The sequence below is a fragment of the Mycolicibacterium hippocampi genome, from assembly GCF_010723735.1.
GTDB lineage: Bacteria > Actinomycetota > Actinomycetes > Mycobacteriales > Mycobacteriaceae > Mycobacterium > Mycobacterium hippocampi.
In genome coordinates, this window is record NZ_BLLB01000002.1 from 1,759,592 (window position 1) to 1,776,474 (window position 16,883).

General features: G+C 67.8%; 12 protein-coding genes and 1 pseudogene. 7 read left to right on the top strand and 6 right to left on the bottom strand.

The features are described from left to right. The first annotated feature begins 21 nt into the window (after positions 1–21). The 3 genes from G6N53_RS09615 to G6N53_RS09625 all read left to right on the top strand — a co-directional run bounded on the left by G6N53_RS09615 (position 22) and on the right by G6N53_RS09625 (position 3,007). Positions 22–810, top strand: coding sequence for a maleylpyruvate isomerase family mycothiol-dependent enzyme (locus tag G6N53_RS09615; RefSeq protein WP_163888268.1), 789 nt, complete (start codon positions 22–24; stop codon positions 808–810). Then, positions 807–1,514 carry a mycothiol-dependent nitroreductase Rv2466c family protein gene (locus G6N53_RS09620; RefSeq protein WP_163888269.1) on the top strand — a complete coding sequence of 236 codons (708 nt, stop codon included), beginning with the start codon at positions 807–809 and terminating at the stop codon, positions 1,512–1,514. The genes G6N53_RS09615 and G6N53_RS09620 overlap by 4 nt, the downstream gene beginning before the upstream one ends. Before the next feature lie 107 nt (positions 1,515–1,621). Continuing rightward, positions 1,622–3,007 (top strand): WS/DGAT/MGAT family O-acyltransferase, encoded by a 1,386-nt coding sequence (locus tag G6N53_RS09625; protein ID WP_163888270.1) that lies wholly within the window; start codon positions 1,622–1,624, stop codon positions 3,005–3,007. A gap of 19 nt (positions 3,008–3,026) precedes the next feature. Here G6N53_RS09625 and G6N53_RS09630 read toward each other — a convergent pair whose 3' ends face one another. After that, on the bottom strand, positions 3,027–3,464 hold the full coding sequence (locus tag G6N53_RS09630) for a VOC family protein (protein WP_163888271.1): 438 nt from the start codon (positions 3,462–3,464) through the stop codon (positions 3,027–3,029). A gap of 91 nt (positions 3,465–3,555) precedes the next feature. Continuing rightward, complete coding sequence (locus G6N53_RS09635; RefSeq protein WP_163888272.1) at positions 3,556–4,554, bottom strand: TerC family protein; 999 nt, start codon at positions 4,552–4,554, stop codon at positions 3,556–3,558. Positions 4,555–4,641: 87 nt separating this feature from the next. Between G6N53_RS09635 and G6N53_RS09640 the strand changes: the two genes are divergently transcribed. The 3 genes and pseudogenes from G6N53_RS09640 (at position 4,642) to G6N53_RS30530 (ending at position 9,026) form a co-directional block, all read left to right on the top strand. Further along, positions 4,642–5,190 carry a YceI family protein gene (locus tag G6N53_RS09640; RefSeq protein ID WP_205390345.1) on the top strand — a complete coding sequence of 183 codons (549 nt, stop codon included), beginning with the start codon at positions 4,642–4,644 and terminating at the stop codon, positions 5,188–5,190. 53 nt (positions 5,191–5,243) lie between these two features. Next, complete coding sequence (locus tag G6N53_RS09645) at positions 5,244–6,746, top strand: serine/threonine-protein kinase (RefSeq protein ID WP_163888273.1); 1,503 nt, start codon at positions 5,244–5,246, stop codon at positions 6,744–6,746. 94 nt (positions 6,747–6,840) lie between these two features. Further along, positions 6,841–9,026: pseudogene (locus G6N53_RS30530) on the top strand (molybdopterin-containing oxidoreductase family protein). Between the two features lie 7 nt (positions 9,027–9,033). Here G6N53_RS30530 and ilvD read toward each other — a convergent pair. Further along, positions 9,034–10,884, bottom strand: a complete 1,851-nt coding sequence (gene ilvD, locus G6N53_RS09655; protein ID WP_163888274.1) for a dihydroxy-acid dehydratase — start codon at positions 10,882–10,884, stop codon at positions 9,034–9,036. Between the two features lie 79 nt (positions 10,885–10,963). On the opposite strand from ilvD, the gene G6N53_RS09660 reads away from it, so the two are divergent. Beyond that, complete coding sequence (locus G6N53_RS09660; protein WP_163888275.1) at positions 10,964–11,791, top strand: helix-turn-helix transcriptional regulator; 828 nt, start codon at positions 10,964–10,966, stop codon at positions 11,789–11,791. A 1-nt stretch (position 11,792) separates the two neighbouring features. Here the strand turns inward: G6N53_RS09660 and G6N53_RS09665 are convergent, their stop codons facing one another. The 3 genes from G6N53_RS09665 to G6N53_RS09675 form a co-directional block, all read right to left on the bottom strand. Further along, on the bottom strand, positions 11,793–12,362 hold the full coding sequence (locus G6N53_RS09665) for a TetR-like C-terminal domain-containing protein (protein WP_163888276.1): 570 nt from the start codon (positions 12,360–12,362) through the stop codon (positions 11,793–11,795). A 182-nt stretch (positions 12,363–12,544) separates the two neighbouring features. Beyond that, entirely contained in the window at positions 12,545–15,919 is a 3,375-nt protein-coding gene (locus G6N53_RS09670) for an ATP-binding protein (RefSeq protein ID WP_163888277.1), read from the bottom strand. Then, entirely contained in the window at positions 15,912–16,613 is a 702-nt protein-coding gene (locus tag G6N53_RS09675) for a DUF4194 domain-containing protein (RefSeq protein ID WP_163888278.1), read from the bottom strand. The genes G6N53_RS09670 and G6N53_RS09675 overlap by 8 nt, the downstream gene beginning before the upstream one ends. Positions 16,614–16,883 lie beyond the last annotated feature (270 nt).

Here is a 16,883-nt window from a genome sequence, read left to right on the forward strand (position 1 = left end):
GGAACAACCGGAGGAGAGGTCGTGGGCAAGCCGAACGCCAGGAGCCTCGACGAGCTGCGTGGCGCCCTGCAGCACTGCTACGCCGCATTCGAAACCCTGTGCGCAGACCTGGGCGACGACGACTGGCGGGCGCAGTCACTGTGCCCCGAGTGGACGGTCCGCGACGTCGTCGACCACGTGACCAGCATCGAAGCCGTCATGGCGGGCTGGTTGCCCGACGACGACACGACGCCGCCGCCGTTCGAAAAGGCCGGCGAATTCCTCGCCGACACCGCCGGATACCCCGACAAGGTCCGTGCCGTCTACGACCTCCGCCGTCGAGACCTGGCCGCGCTGTCCGACGATGACCTCGACCGTCCCTGCTGGACGCCCGTCGGCCCCGGTACCTATGGCCGCTTCCTCGCGATCCGGGTCTTCGACTTCTGGGTGCACGAGCGCGACATCACCACCCCGCTGGGCCGGGCCACCGACGACACCGGCGTCGCCGCCGAGATCGCCCTGGCCGAGGTGGAGAACTCGATCGGCTACATCGTCGGCAAGAAGGTCGGCCTGCCCGACGGCAAGAGCCTGACCTTCGACCTCACCGGACCCCTCCCCCGTCGGCTGCACGTCGCCGTCGACGGTCGGGCCGCGCGGGTCGAGCACCTGGAGCACCCGGACGTGACGGTGACGACCGACTCCACCACGTTCATCCAACTGGCCTGCGGCCGGATCGACCCGCAGGCCCAGATCGACTCCGGGGCCATCAGCTGGACCGGCGACGACGAACTCGGCGACCGCGCCGCCCGCAATCTGAGGTTCACGATGTGACGAACCGCCCTGTCTCCGTTGACTTCGTGGACTTTCACTTCGACGTCATGTGCCCGTACGCCTACCAGACGTCGCGGTGGATCCGCGAGGTGCGCGACTCGACCGGACTCGAGGTGAACTGGCGGTTCTTCAGCCTCGAGGAGATCAACCGTCAGGAAGGCAAGAAGCATCCGTGGGAGCGGGAGTGGTCCTACGGCTGGTCGATGATGCGCATCGGCGCGTTGCTGCGCCGGCAGTCGATGGCCGGCGTGGACGCCTGGTACGAGCGCGCGGCGCGGGCGCTGCACGTCGAGGGACACAAGCCGCACGAGAAGGCCGTCGCCCGGCACCTGCTCGAAGAGCTGGGCTTCGACCCGGGACTGGTCGACCAGGCGATCGCCGACCCGACGACCGGCGACGAGGTGATGGCCGACCATCAGCGTGTTGTCGCCGCCGGCGGCTACGGCGTGCCCACATTGTTCTTCCCGGACGGGCAGTGCCTGTTCGGGCCGGTGCTCATCGACCCGCCGTCCGGCGATGCGGCGCTGCGGCTGTGGGACGCGGTCGTCGCGTGGACGGAGTTCCCGCACCTCTACGAGCTCCAGCGGCCGAAGACAGCGGCTGACCAGCAGGCGATCGCGGAGACCTTCCGCCCGTACCTGGAGGCCAGGGACTGGGTGTCGATCAACCGCGGCGAGGTCGTCACCTTCGACAAATTTCGTTGAGATTGCGCTGACGGCGCGCTTTTTGCCCGAAACACCGCCGTGGGCGCAGCCTCAACGCGCGAGGGGCTGGGGTTTGGGATGACGGCCCCCGGGGGTACGCCCGCCGGGTGGAACGGCTGAGTGGTCTGGATGCAGGTCTGTTGTACAGCGAATCGTCGAGGATCCCGCTGAACATCTGCTCGGTCGTCGAGTTGGACACCTCCACGGTGCCGGGGGGCTACACGTTCGAACGGTTCCGTGACGACCTGGGTTCGCGGATGCAGGCGCTGCCGGAGTTGCGGGCCAGGCTCGCCGACAGCCAGCTGAACCTGGACCACCCGGTGTGGGTGGAGGAACGCGACTTCGACCTGGCCCGCCACCTGAAGCGGATCGGGCTGCCCGCCCCCGGCGGACGCAAGGAACTGGCCGACCTGTGCGCCCACATCGGCTCGGTGCCGCTGGACCGCAGCAAACCGCTGTGGGAGATGTGGGTGATGGAAGGTGTCGGCGGCACCGTCCCCGAGGACGGCGGCCGGCTGGCGCTGATGCTCAAGGTGCACCACGCCGTCGTCGACGGCGTCTCGGCCGCCAACCTGCTCAACACACTGTGTGATCTCGACCTCGACGCTGCGCTGCCCGAACCCGTCGACGGGCCCGGTGATGCGGCGCCGTGGGCGATCGCCGCAGATGGACTGGTGCGCTTCATAACTCGTCCGTGGCAGCTGACGAAGGTGATCCCCGGTACGGCGGACATGGTGGTCAAGACGGTCGATCGGGCGGTCAACGGCAAGGCCATGGCGGCGCCGTTCTCCGCGCCGGCGACCCGGTTCAACGCGGAGCTGACTTCGGAGCGTTCCATCGCGCTGGCCCAACTTGACCTGAACGACGTCAAGAAGGTGAAGAACCGGTTCGACGTCAAGGTCAACGACGTGGTGATGGCGCTGTGCTCCGGTGCGCTGCGTGGCTTCCTGGCCGACCGGCAGGAGCTGCCGGACAAGCCGCTGATCGCGGTCGTCCCGTCGTCGGTGCAGGGCCTGACCGACCGGCCGGGCCGCAATCAGCTGTCGGGGATGTTCTGCAACCTGCACACCGATGTCGACGATCCGGTGCAGCGGCTGCTCACCATCGCCGAATCAGGCACGTGCGCAAAGGAACACAATGGATCGCTGGGTCCGGCGTTGCTGGTGGATCTGGCTGCGATGATCTCCCGGGGAATGTTCGGGTGGATGTTGGGGCTGATGTCGCGCACCCCCTTGACGCGGGCGCACATTCACAACGTCATCATCTCCAACGTGGCGGGACCGTCGGACACGTTGTACAGCTGCGGCGCCGAGGTGACAGCGCTGTTCCCGCTCGGTCCGATCTTCCACGGTTCGGGTCTGAACGTGACGGTGATGTCGATGGGGGGCACGCTGAACGTGGGCCTGATCTCCTGCCCGCAACTGGTGGACGACCTGTGGGGCCTGGCCGAGCGCTTCGAGGCCGTACTCGGTGAGCTGCTCAGCCGCTGTTGAGCGCTCCTTCTGGCTGCCGTCAATTCTTCTGAAGCTCCTCGGCAAGCATCACGATGATGCCGCTGGGGCCGCGAACGTACGTGAGCTTGTAGACGCCCTCATAGTTCGCCACGCCGCGAAGCGGATGACAGCCGTGTCTTGCGGCTATCTCGAGGGCTTCATCGATGTCGTCGACTGAGAAGGCCACGCGGTGCATGCCGATCTCGTTGGGGCGTGTGGGATTCGACTCGATGGCTTCGGGGTGGATGTACTCGAAGAGCTCAAGGTGTCCGTGACCGTCTGGAGTCTCGAGCATCACGATGTTGGCGTGGTTGCCGTCCAGACCGACGGCAGTGTCGGTCCATTCGCCCCTGACGGTGTCACGGCCTACCACCCTGAGGCCGAGGTCGGTGAAAAAGGCTGTCGTCGCTTCGAGATCCCGGACAGCGATGCCGACGTTTTCGAGTTTGATCGCCATGCCTTCGATTCTCCGCGTTGAGGCTGCGCTGAGGGCGGGATCTACTCGGAATTCTCCGCCGTGAGTGCAGTCTCAACGGCACTCAGGACGCTCAGTGTTTGTCGTCGTCCCGGGTGGCACGCAGCGAGCCCGGATGGGCCTTTGCCGTCGGGTCGTGGCGCGTCTTGATCAGGCTGGCCACGGTCACCACCGCGAGGATCACCACGATCACCACGAGGCTGACGTAGGTGTCCACCTCCGGAACGCTGGGGTTGATGTCGACGTGTGCCCAGTGCAGCACCAGCTTGACGCCGATGAACGCCAGGATGATCGACAACCCGGTCGACAGGTACACCAGCCGGTCCAGCAGACCCTTGACGAGGAAGAACAGCGCGCGCAAACCCAGCAGCGCGAACGCGTTCGCGGTGAACACGATGTAGGGCTCGGCGGTGATGCCGAAGACGGCGGGAATCGAGTCCAGCGCGAACAGCAGGTCCACGCTGCCGATCGCGATGAGCACCGCGACCAGTGGTGTGAACATCCGGCGACCGTCGATGCGGGTGACCAGCTTGCCGCCGTGATACTCGTCGGTGACGGGCAGGAAACGACGGGTGGCCCGGACCATGATGTTGCTTTCGATGTCGGGGTCCTCGTCGCGATGCCGGAACAGCTGGATCGCGGTGAATATCAGGAGCAGGCCGAACACCAGGAACATGAACGAGAACAGCGCCAGCAACGTCGCGCCGAGAATGATGAAGATCGCTCGCATGATCAGCGCCAGGATGATGCCGAAGGTCAGCACCTTGTGCTGGTGCTCTTCGGGCACCGCGAAGGTCGCCATGATGATCACGAACACGAACAGGTTGTCGACCGACAGGCTCTTCTCGACGATGTAGCCGGCGAAGTACTCGGTGCCGAAGGTCCCGCCGTAGGTCGCGGTGAACCACACGCCGAACAACACGGCGACCAGGATGTAGAACACCGACCACGCGGTGGCTTCTTTGAACCCGACGCGGTGCGGCCGGATCGCGGCCAGTGTGAGGTCCACCGCGAGCAGGGCGATGATCACGCCGAGCGTCCCACCCCACACCCACGGGCTGATATCGAGCATGTGCCGTCTGACCTCCGCGTCTGAGTTGCCATCCATCGTTGCGGGACATTCCCCGGCCGTCAAAGCCGATGGGGCTACATTCAGCTGATGGCGGCCGCGGCGGTGTGGAAGTTCGACTCCTCGGACGGCGAGCTGCTGGTGACCACCGGGGTCACCGGCCCGGCGGCGAAGATGGGCCACCGGCTGACCCTGACGATGTCGTGGCGGGCCACGGTGCGCTGGGTCGACGACGAACCCGCCGAGCTGGCGGTGACGGTCGACGTCGGTTCCCTGGAGGTGCTGCGCGGCGAGGGCGGCGTGAAAGGACTCTCCGGTCCAGAGAAGGCGCTGGCTCGGTCCAACGCGCTGAAGATCCTCGACGCCGAGAAGTTCCCGCAGGTCAGCTTCAAGTCCGCCGACATCACCCGCAGCGACGACGGTTACCGCCTCGAAGGGGTGCTGGAGATCCGCGACACAGCCCGCCCGCATACGGTCGAACTTCACGTCGACGAACTCGCCGACGCGTGGAGGATGTCCGGTGAGACCGTGGTCCGGCACTCCGACTACGGGCTGAAGCCCTACTCGATGATGATGGGCGCGATGAAGGTCACCGACGAGGTGACCGTGTCGTTCGCCGCCGAGCGCGCGGCGGGTTAGCCGGGACGTCATTCGGGAACCCTCGACGGCGGGCCGGAAGGAGGACAACCTAGATGGGCTACCCGAACAGCGTCTCTCGTCTGGGCACCCGTTTCGGCCCCTATGAGCTGCAGTCGCTGATCGGTGTGGGCGGGATGGGCGAGGTGTACCGCGCCTATGACACCGTCCGGGACCGGGTCGTGGCCATCAAGCTGTTGCGCGCGGACATGGCGGCCGACCCCAGCTTCCAGCAACGCTTCCGGCGCGAGTCCCGGATGGCCGCCCGACTGCAGGCCCCGCACGTGATCCCGGTGCACGACTTCGGCGAGATCGACGGCGTGCTGTTCATCGACATGCGACTCGTCGAGGGCGCCAGCCTCAAGGACGAACTGCGCGTCCACGGAGCGCTGCCCCCGGCGCGCACCGTTTCGATCGTCGGCCAGGTCGCGTCCGCGCTGGACGCCGCCCACTCCAGCGGCCTGGTGCACCGCGACATCAAGCCGGAGAACGTGCTGCTGACCCCCGAGGACTTCGTCTACCTCGTCGACTTCGGCATCGCCCAGGGCGGCGGCGAGGCGAACATCACCAGCACCGGGTTGGTCATCGGGTCCTGCGCGTACATGGCCCCGGAACGGCTCAACGGCGGACGGGGTGAACCGCCGTCGGATGTGTACTCGCTGACGTGCCTGGTGTTCGAATGCCTCACCGGCCGGGCGCCGTTCACGTCGGGTGACCTGCGGGAGGTGATGGGGGCACACCTGTTCTCCGCGCCGCCGCGGTCGAGCGCCGTCCGCCCCGGCCTGCACCCGGCGTTCGACGACGTCATTGCGCGCGGCATGGCGAAGAACCCCGCGGACCGGTTCCCGTCGGCCGGCGCGCTGGCTGCCGCGGTCAAGGCGGCCGCGGCCGCAGGCCCTGCGCCGGCGTCAGCTGCGGTGCGCCCGGGTCCGCCGCCGAGCACCCGGCAGTTCTCCACCGCCGATCCGAATCCTGTTGCCGTCAGCCAGGTGTCACGCCCGGTTCCGGCACGTCCCGCGCCCCCGCCGCGCAAGTCGCGGACTGCGCCGGTGTTGGCGATCGTCACCGTTGCGCTGTTCGGAATCGCCGCTCTGCTGGCAGTGGTGCTGGTGTCCGGCCCCGACACCGGCGGGTCCGAACCCCGGATCGCCGCTCCGGACCCGTCGACCCCGGGCGCCACGTCCGAGGACTCGACGTCGCGCACCACGCCCACGACGAGCACGGCCCCGATCTCGGGGGTGTCGGGAACCGACGCGCAGGGGTTTGTCGGCCACTCGGCGCGCTGTGATTCCGGAAGCTCGCCCGCCGCGGCGATCAGGACGGCGAACTCACTGGCGGTGGTGTGCGAAACCGACGCCGGGAGCTACTACTACCGTGGTGAGCGGTTGCGCGACGGCGCCAGCCTGGAACTGTCCGACGCGCGGCCGGCGGGCAGCGGATTCGTCGCCGTCAATCCCGCCGACGGGGCCCGGTACCGGGTGCAGCCCGACATGCTGACCATCTCCAGCAACGGCTCGGTGGATTCCGCGGAGCCGGCGCTGGAATACGGCTCGCGCTAGCGGGTCACACCACCTTAATCTCGGCGAAATTCCGGTGGCACAACAGTGCTCTTCACTGGAGGCAGCCCACAGCCTCCTTTCGAAGGAATCCACCATGACCCTCGAGGCCGAGCCGACATACGTCCCCAAAGAGCTGACCATCGTGCGCGGCGCGTGCCCGCATGACTGTCCCGACACCTGCGCGATGCTCTACCACGTCGAAGACGGCAAACTCGTTGACGTCAAAGGTGATCCGGACCATCCCATGACCAGGGGTGGCCTGTGCGTCAAGGTCAAGAACTTCCACGAACACCACTACCAGTCCGACCGGCTGATGCACCCGATGCGCCGGGTGGGCGCCAAGGGCGCGGGCGAATTCGAGCGCATCACCTGGGACGAGGCACTGGCCGAGATCAAGCAGCGGTGGACGTCGATCATCGACGAGTACGGCAGCCAGGCGATCATGCCGCACGCCTATCTGGGCCACCAGGGTGTGCTCAACGGGCTCACCTCCGGTGACGCGTTCTTCAACCGGCTCGGCTCGACCGTCGCGGAGAAGACGTACTGCGAGTCCGGGTCGTCGACGGCCTGGCACATGACCGTCGGCGGCTCCGGTGGTCTGGATGTCGAGTCGATGGCGCATTCGAAGTACATCATCGTCTGGGGCATGAACATGACCAGCACGAACCTGCACGGCTGGCCGTTCCTGCTCGAGGCCCGAAAGAACAACGGCGCCAAGATCGTTGTCATCGACCCGTTCCGCACCCGCACGGCCCGCCAAGCCGACTGGCACATCCCGATCCGCCCCGGGACCGACGGCGCGCTGGCGCTCGGGATGATCCACGAGATCATCGCCCAGGGTCTCACCGACGCCGACTACGTCGAGAAGTACACCGTGGGCTACGACGAGCTCGCCGCGCGCGCCGCGAACTTCCCGCCCGAGCGGGTCGAGGAGATCACCGGGATACCGGCCGACGACGTCCGCAAGCTGGCGCGTGAGTACGCGACGACGCCGCCGGCGGCGATCCGCCAGGGCGTGGCGCTGGAGCGCAGCCGCGGTGGCGGCCAGGCCATCCGCGCGATCACCTGCCTGCCGGCGCTCGTCGGTGCGTGGCGCCACGTCGGCGGCGGCACCATGGAGATGCCGATCTGGGAGTTCCCCACCAAGTTCGACGCGATCTGCAAGCCGGAGTGGATCCCCGAAGGCACCCGCGTGGTCAACGAGCTCGACCTCGGGATGCGCTGACCGGTGAGCTCGAACTCGACCCGCCCATCCAGTCGCTGTTCGTCTACAACTCCAACCCGGTGTCCCAGGGCCCCGCCCAGGAGAAGACGATGCGCGGCCTGATGCGCGACGACCTGTTCACCGTGGTGAGCGAGCACTTCATCACCGACACCGCGAAGTACGCCGACATCCTGCTGCCGGCCACCATGCAGGCCGAGCAGCTCGACATCATGGTGACCTGGGGCCACCTCTACATCTCGCTGAACCAGCCGGCGATCGAGCCGCCCGGGGAGTGCGTGCCCAACGTGGAGCTGTTCCGGCGGCTCGCGAAGACGATGGAGTTCGACGAGGAGTCGATGGCCTACTGGGAGCGCACTGACCGGGAGATGCTCATCGACTTCCACGACTGGGACGCACCGGCGCTGGCCGGCATCACCTTCGAAAAGCTCGAAGAGGTCGGCTGGATGCGGCTCAACGTCGGCACCCCCGACACCCGCGCGCCGCACGCCGAGGGCAACTTCCCGACCCCGTCGGGCAAGTGCGAGTTCAAGTCCAGCCTCGCCGAGGGTGGCAACTTCGTCGTCCCGGTCTGGCGGTCGATGTACGACGGGATGCAACCCGGCGGCTACGTCGACCCGATCCCCGACTACATCCCGCCCTTCGAGTCGGCGCAGTCCAATCCCGAACTCGCCGAACGGTTCCCGCTGAGCATCATTTCGCCGAAACCACACGCGTTCCTCAACAGCCAGTACGGCAACGCCGCGGACAAGCAGCAGGTTCAGGGTGGGCAGCGGGTGTTCATCCACCCCGTCGACGCCGCAGAACGCGGTATCGAGGAAGGCGACCTGGTGCGGGTGTTCAACGACCGCGGGTCCTTCCAGGGGCCGGCGGTGTACGAATCCGATCTGATCACCGGGCTGGTGATGGCCAACGTCGGTCACTGGCAGGGAAAGAGCTCGGGCACCACGGTCAACGCCATCACCGCCGACCGCCACTGCTCACTCGGAAACGCCGGGGTGTACGGCGACAACCTGGTCGAGGTGCAGAAGGTGGTGGACGAGGCCGTCGCAAGCTAGCCCGCAGCTAGCCCACCGCACTGACGTCGCGGACCGCACCCTTGTCCGCCGACAATGCCAGCGCCGCATAGGCCCGCAGTGCCGCCGAGACCACCCGCTCGCGGGAGCGTGGCCGGTACCCGCCGACCGACGCCAACAGTGCCGCCCGGCGCCGCTGCAGTTCCTCGTCGCCGACGTCGACCTGGATCGTCCGGTGCGGGATGTCGATCGTGACGAGGTCGCCGTCCTCGACCAGCGCGATGGTGCCGCCCGCGGCGGCCTCGGGGGAGACGTGGCCGACCGAGAGCCCCGACGAACCACCGGAGAACCGGCCGTCGGTGACCAGGGCGCACACCGAGGCCAGCCCGCGGCCCTTCAAGAACGAAGTGGGATAGAGCATCTCCTGCATACCCGGGCCGCCGCGCGGCCCTTCATAGCGCACCACGATGACGTCACCCGGCTGCACCCGGCCGCCCAGGATCGCGTCGACGGCGTCCTCCTGCGACTCGACCACCACGGCAGGCCCGGAGAACTTCAGGATCGACTCGTCCACACCCGCGGTCTTGACGATGCAGCCGTCCGCCGACAGGTTGCCACGCAGCACCGCCAGCCCGCCGTCCTCCGAATAGGCATGCCGCACATCGCGGATACAACCGGCGGCGGCGTCGGTGTCCAGGCTTTCCCAGCGCTGTGACTGCGAGAACGCCGACGCCGACCGCACACATCCGGGCGCGGCATGGAACAGCTCCACGGCTTGCTCCGACGCCGCACCACCACGAACATCCCAGCGGCGCAGCCACTCCGCGAGCGAACCGGCGTGCACCGCGTGCACGCTCTCGTGCAGCAGCCCGGCGCGCCACAGCTCGCCCAGGATCGCCGGGACACCGCCGGCCCGATGGACGTCCTCCATCAGGTAGTGCCCGTTGGGCGCCACCTTGCACAGGCAGGGCACCGCCCGGCTGCGTTTCTCGATGTCCTCGAGCGTGTAGTCCAACTCCGCCTCACGTGCGGCAGCCAGCAGGTGCAGCACGGTGTTGGTGCTCCCGCCCATCGCGATGTCCATCGCCATCGCGTTGTCGAACGCGTCGCGGCCGGCGATCGCGCGCGGCAGCACACCTGCGTCGTCCTCGTCGTAGTAGCGGCGGCACAGCTGCATCACCGTGGCACCGGCGTCCTCGTACAGCGCGCGGCGCGCGGTGTGGGTCGCCAGCGTCGAGCCGTTGCCCGGCAGCGCCAGCCCCAGCGCCTCGGTCAGGCAGTTCATCGAGTTCGCGGTGAACATCCCCGAACACGACCCGCACGTCGGGCATGCCGCCTCCTCGATCCGCGCCAGGTCCGGATCGGACACCTCGCTGCTCACCGAGTCGGCGACCGCGGTGATCAGGTTCAGTCGGGTCCGCACTGTGCCGTCGACCAGCTCGGCGGTACCGCCCTCCATCGGCCCGCCGGAGACGAACACCGTCGGGATGTTCAACCGCAGTGCGGCCATCAGCATCCCGGGAGTGATTTTGTCGCAGTTGGAGATACACACCAGCGCGTCGGCGCAGTGCGCGTTGACCATGTACTCGACGGAGTCGGCGATCAGCTCCCGCGACGGCAGCGAATACAGCATGCCGCCGTGGCCCATCGCGATGCCGTCGTCGACGGCGATGGTGTTGAACTCGCGAGGCACCCCGCCCGCAGCGGTGATGGCCTGCGACACGATCCGGCCGACCGGCTGCAGATGGGTGTGCCCCGGCACGAACTCGGTGAAGCTGTTGGCGACGGCGACGATCGGCTTGCCGATGTCGGCGCCGGCCACCCCCGAGGCGCGCAGCAGTGCCCGCGCCCCAGCCATGTTGCGACCGTGGGTGACCGTGCGTGATCTCAGAACCGGCATGACGTCCACGCTGGCCCCTTGGCCGCGCGTCGGGAAGTCGGCGGTGATGCTAGTAGTGCCGGTACTAGCCTGAGATGCGGTGGACAGACGCGCGCAGCAACGCCTCGCTCTCGGCGAGTTCCTGCGCGCGCGCCGCGAGGCCGCACCGCGCGCCGAACTCGGGTTGCCCGCCGTGCCGCGGATGCGCACCAGCGGCCTGCGCCGCGAGGAGGTCTCCGTCGCCGCCGGGGTGAGCGTGACCTGGTACACCTGGCTCGAGCAGGGCCGCGATATCAACCCGTCCCGGCAGGTCCTCGACGCTGTCGCTCGCGCGTTGCGGCTGACCTCCGCCGAACACGAGTACGTGCTGGCCCTGGGCGGCTACGCGGCCGACCCGACGGTGTCCGACGGTCCGCCGCCGCCGCAGATCCAACGGTTCCTCGACGCGCTGGCCGGCTACCCGGCGTTCGCGATCGCCCCGGACTGGGACATCGTCGCCTGGAACGCCGCCTACGCGGCGCTCTACCCGAACATCGAACACACCGCCGCAGCCGACCGCAACCTGCTGTGGCTGGTGTTCATGGACCCCTACATCCGAGACCTGCTGCCGGACTGGGACACCGACAGCCGCCGGTTCCTGGCCGAGTTCCGCGCAGACGCCGGCCCCCGGGTGGGGGAGCCGTCGTTCACGACGCTGGTCGACCGGCTGCTGGAAGCCAGCGACCACTTCGCGGCAGCGTGGCGGGCCACCGGCATCGAACGCTTCGCGTCGCGCGAACGCCGCTTCGAGCACCCCGTGGTCGGCGAACTGCTGCTCGAGCACCACCAGGTGGCGCCGGTCGACGTGCCCGACATCCACATCGTCGCCTACCTGCCGGCCGCCGAAACCGTTTTCGCCGAGAGGCTTCGGCGACTGGTCGCGCAGTGACTCAGACGGCCGCCACCGCGCAGTAGACCAGCTCGGAAAGCGTGCGGCAGTAGTCGTCGTCGACCGGTTCGCCGGTGTACAGGGCGCGCATGTTGATCGGAGCGAACAACAGTTCCAGGACGTTGCGAAAGTCGACCCCGCTGCGGAGCTCACCGCGCTCGCGGGCACGGTCGAAGACCACACCGAGGCTGTTGGCGCGGTCCTGCCACGCTGTCTGCCGGATCTCGACGCTGGAGATGCGGGTGTCACCGATGAGATGCCCGCCGTGCAGTTTGCGACCGGCCACCGAGGTCACCATCGTGGCCATCCTGACCGCCAGCACGAACAGATCGCTGCGCAGCGAACCGGTGTCGGGCGGCCCCTCACCGTCACCGGGCCGCCGCGCGAGGGCGTCGAGGATCAGGGTTTCAGGGTCCCGCCAGTGCTGCAGAATCGCCTGCTCGTCCAATCCGTGGCGGTGGGCCATCGAGCCGAGATCGAAGCGGTCGATACCCCAGCGCGCCACTTCCTCGTGCACTGCAGCCACTACCCGCTCTCGGTCGACGTCGGCCAGTGGACGGTCATCCACCATCGCCTATTCCTTCCAACGCAACCCCCGAGCAGCTGATCCAGCAAACTCAAGTGTGCCACACTCCGGGCAGGGGCAGTTCCCGGTTTCGCTGCGCTGACACGCCAACCTGCCGTTGAGACGGTGCTGGCGGCGGGCGCTTCTCGCATTTTGTCGCCGGCAGCGCAGTCTCAACGCAGCAGGTGTCAGACTCCGGCGGGCACCTTGGCGCTCGCCCGCATCTGCTGACGCAGCGTGTTGAACTCGGAGATGGTGCGCGTCGCGATCGTCGCGACCGGACGGGCGTTGCGGCCGGTGGCCTCGGTCTTGGACACCATCACCACACTGTCGATGTAGGGCTGGATGGTGGTCGCATTCTGCACCGTCGCCACGATCACCAGCTGGAAGCCGAACTTGCGGAACGCCTGCAGTGCCTGCTGGGCAAACTGCGGGTCCGACTTGGAGAACGCCTCGTCGAGCATCAGCTGCGCAAAGACCGGCCGGTTGGCTTCGTCCGTTCCCGCACCACCGGGCGCCGCAAGGTTGAAGCTCAACGCTCCGGCCAGGCAGAACGCCATCAGCTTCTCCTGCTCGCCACCGGAATTGTCCCCGGCGTTGCTGTGCGTGCGGATCAGCTCGTCGGTGCTGACATCCCATTCCGCGCAGTCGAACGTGAACCGGTTGCGCACATCCAGGGCATCCCGCGTCCACGCCCTGTCCTCCGGCGCCGTCGACGCCAACCGGTTGCGCAGCCGCAGGATGTCGGCGTACTGGTCCAGGATCGATTGCTTGTCGCCCAACCCCACCTCGGCGATGCGCCGCGAGATCGCCCGCACGATCTCCGTCAGCTCCGACACCGCAGCCAAAGCCCGCGGCGTGGCCCGCAGCGTCAACCGGGTGCCGCGGTTGAACTCCACTGCGCCCAGGCCGGTGTTCACCCGGTCGATCTGCTCGCTGATCCGCCGGGCCTCCTGCTCGGCCACCCGGTGCAGCGTCAGGATCGCATCCGGGGCCTGCTCGGTGACCAGCCGCATCATCCGCTCGTAGGCCTCGGGCAGTTCGCGCTCGTCGATGTGGCGGCACAGCGCCACGTAGTCGTGCACCCGCTCGTCGAAGTCATCCGAATCGTTCGGCACTGCGTCCGGGAAGGCGGTGTCGAATGTGTTGAGGATGCGGGCCAGCTCGTCGTAGGACCGGCGTCTGCTCTCCCGCAGCTGCTCACGTTCCCGCTTGATCGCGGCGAAGAGCGCCTCCCGGTGCGGTTCGGGGTTCAGTAGCTCCAACGTCACCGGGATCTGCGCGGCGTAGCGGTGCAGCAACTCGGTCAACGGCTCCGAGACGAACGCTGGCGAGAGCCGCTCGGACAGCTCCAACAGCTGCGTCCGGCGCTCGTCCAGATCGTCGCGACGGGTCTGCACCGCGCCCCGGCGCGTCATCAGTTTCTGGATCTGCGACCAGCATTCGTCGGCACGGGCGTTGAGAGCTTCGATGTCGGGGTGTTCGGCGAGCAGCAGTTCGTACTGGTCACGCAGCCGGTCGGCGTGTCCGTCGGCGGTCTCGACGTCGATCTGGCTCCACTGCGGGTACTGCTCGCAGATCGCCTTGAATGCCGCGGCTCGGTCCCGCCACTGCTGGCGCTGCGCGGCGATGTCGTCGGCGGCGCGGCGCGCCTTCTGGTAGGTCTCCTCGGCGGCGGCCAGGTCGACGGTCAGCGCGTTGATCTTGGCGGACACGTCGCCCTGGTACAGGTATTCCGACTGCCTGAGGGGGCGTCGGTCGTCCTTGATCGCCAGCCGGTCGGAGTCCTTGTACAAGCCGGTGTCGGTGACTGCGCGGCGGAACCGGCTGAACACCTCGGGGGTGTCGACGCAGATGTGGTCGCCGGCGGTGCTGACGATGTCGACCGCCTCGGCAGCGCACGGATGTGCCAGGTCGACCACAAAAAGCTTGCCTGCCAACGTGTTCGGCTCCGGCTCGACAGGCTCGGCGCCGAACGACTTGACCCGGACGTGGTGCAGCGCCAGCCGGCCCCGCATGTCGGTCTCGTTGACGAACCGCAGCACCTTCGCGTGGTGCCGGTCGGGGACCAGCAGCCGCAGGCCGGCGCCGCGGAGCACCTTCTCCACCGCGACCCGCCACCGGCCCTGCTCCGGCCGCAGGTCCATCAGCTCGGCCACGTAGGGGAGCTCGGTCGCCTCGACACCGATTGCGGTGCAGATGTGGTCACGCATCGTCAGCGCGAACTCCGGCAGCGCCGACCCGACGTGCTCGACGCGCTTGAGTTCCTTGGCGGCGTCATCGCGGGTGATGCGGGCCGCCTTCTGGGCGTACTCGGCGTCGGTGGACGCCTCACGGTTGCGTTCCACCCGGGCCAGCAGCTCGGTGGCCCGCGCCAGCAGCTCCTCCCTCAGGTTCCAGAACTCGTCGGCGCTGTCCGGGATGTCGAGGCCCTGGGCGGCGAGCAGATCCTCGTAGGCGTTTCGTCGCCGCGACACCTGTTCGGCCTCGGTCTCGGCGGCAGTGACCTGCGACTGCAGCGGACCGATGCTGGAGCTGGTCCCGCTGATCTGGGCGTTGAGTGAATCTGCTTCGGCCTTGGCCAGATTCAGCGACCGGGTGACGTCCTCGTACTCGTTGTCGAGCTGGTCGACGGTGGTGTCCAGCGTGGCGATCTGCGTGGGACACTGCGCCAGCCGGACATGATCGGTGAGCGCCCGCACCATCGGCGCGTCCACCAGATCGATGATCCCCAGATCCGAGGACTCCGATGCGTAACGCTGCTGGATGCTCTCGATGTCGCCGAGGATCTTGCGTTTGCGTTGCGCGACGGCCAGCAGCTCACGGGCCTCGACCAGCGGGTCGATCTGCTTGAGCGCCTCCGGCAGCCGGGCCAGGCTGTCCGGCTCGTCGAGCATGAACTCGCGAACGAACTGTTCCAGGCCGCCAACGCTTTTCAGTGACTTCGCCTTGCCCAGCAGCTGCTGGGCGGCGTCGGAGGCCCGGATGCCGATGGTCGCGTACAACTGGGCCAGGTACTGCGACTCCACCTTCGTGGTGAACCGCCAGCCCCCATCCTTGAACACGCCGGTGTCGAACCGCCCCGCCGCCCAGCGGTTGCACACGTCCTCGATGTCGAGGTCGCCGTCGCCAAGCACGAAGCGGCTCGACGAGTCCGAACGGGACTCCCCGGTCAGCCATTTGAGCACCAGGCCGGTGACGGTGCGTCCGGAGTCGCCGGCGTAGGTCACCGCCACCGCCGACCAGGCGGTGCCCTCGCCGCGCAGATACATCACCCGGCTGGTGCCGCCGTCACTGCGCTGCCCCCACGCGCCGCGCACGTACTTGTCCACAGTCCGTCGGCCCGCGCTGGATCCGGCGGCGGTGTTGTCACCGGAGGCGTTGAAGTTGCGCCGGTTGAACGGCAGGAAGCCCAGCGAGATCGCATCCAGCAGTGAGGATTTGCCGCTACCGGAGGCGCCCGCGATCAGCGCTCCACCCGGGCTGAACGGGATCGAGTGGTAGCCGTCGAACACCCCCCAGTTGATCACCTGCAGCCGGGACAGATGGAACTGCTCAGTCATCGATGGCAACTTCTTCCTGGTCCTGCGGGGGTTCCCCACGCATCAGCAGCTCGAACTGCTGTTGGAGTTCGGTGATCACCGAGGCGGTCATGATCGCGGTGATCACCGGGCTGATGGTGTAGCTGTCCTCGTCGTCGCGGGTCTTGCGCAGGATTTCCAGCCCGGCCAGCCGGGCGATCGCACCGTCGACGCGCGCGGCGAACGTGACCGCGTCGCGGTCGGTGTCGTTGAGCACACCGGAGAACAACCCGTGCATCTCCTCCCGGCTGATCAGCACTGCCTGCCCACCCGAGGCACGCATCATCTGCGCCAGGTGCAACGCCAGGATGGAGTCGTAGGTGCCCAGCGGTTCACGGCGCAGAAGCTTGATGCCCCTGGCAGATTCATAACGGGCCTGCTCGACGAACGCGACTCCGACTGATTGAAGGTCCGTCTCCACTATGCGCAGAATGAGGTCCAGTTCCGACAACCGGATGGTGATCTGGTCGCGGTACTCCAGCACCCAGCGGTAGACGTCGGCGTCGGTCTCGGCGCTGATGTAGCGGCGCGTGAGCAGGTGCTGCAGCGCCCAGCAGGCGCGGTCGGGCAGTTCGGAGACGTCGCCGTCGAAGCGCGGCCGGCGGGCAACGGGTGGGCGGGCGGACTGGTCGACCTGGGGAAGCGACGAGAAGTCGATGTCGGCTTCGGTGGCCACGTGCGTTCCTTGCTCTGTAGTTGGTCGGACGCCCCAACATAGGTCACGGTCCTGACATGGTCAGCGCCGCATGGGCAGTGTCGGCGCACAAAACCGAGGCAGCCACCGGTTTGCCGACGTCAGCGGAATATCTGCGCGCGTGGAGTTGGGTCGACGTGTCGAAGCGTGACACCGCTGTGAAGTATGAGGCACACGGTGCGCGTGCATGCATGGCGCCGTGCGCAATGACCGGCGGAATGCCAACGTGCACAGCCGACTTACGTCCGGCTC

What these genes read in the sequence shown, in the direction of transcription:
- G6N53_RS09630 (WP_163888271.1), bottom strand. Translation starts at nt 3,464, where the DNA reads ATGGCGATCAAACTCGAAAACGTCGGCATCGCTGTCCGGGATCTCGAA.
- G6N53_RS09635 (WP_163888272.1), bottom strand. Translation starts at nt 4,554, where the DNA reads ATGCTCGATATCAGCCCGTGGGTGTGGGGTGGGACGCTCGGCGTGATC.
- G6N53_RS09640 (WP_205390345.1), top strand. Translation starts at nt 4,642, where the DNA reads ATGGCGGCCGCGGCGGTGTGGAAGTTCGACTCCTCGGACGGCGAGCTG.
- G6N53_RS09645 (WP_163888273.1), top strand. Translation starts at nt 5,244, where the DNA reads ATGGGCTACCCGAACAGCGTCTCTCGTCTGGGCACCCGTTTCGGCCCC.
- ilvD (WP_163888274.1), bottom strand. Translation starts at nt 10,884, where the DNA reads ATGCCGGTTCTGAGATCACGCACGGTCACCCACGGTCGCAACATGGCT.
- G6N53_RS09665 (WP_163888276.1), bottom strand. Translation starts at nt 12,362, where the DNA reads ATGGTGGATGACCGTCCACTGGCCGACGTCGACCGAGAGCGGGTAGTG.
- G6N53_RS09670 (WP_163888277.1), bottom strand. Translation starts at nt 15,919, where the DNA reads ATGACTGAGCAGTTCCATCTGTCCCGGCTGCAGGTGATCAACTGGGGG.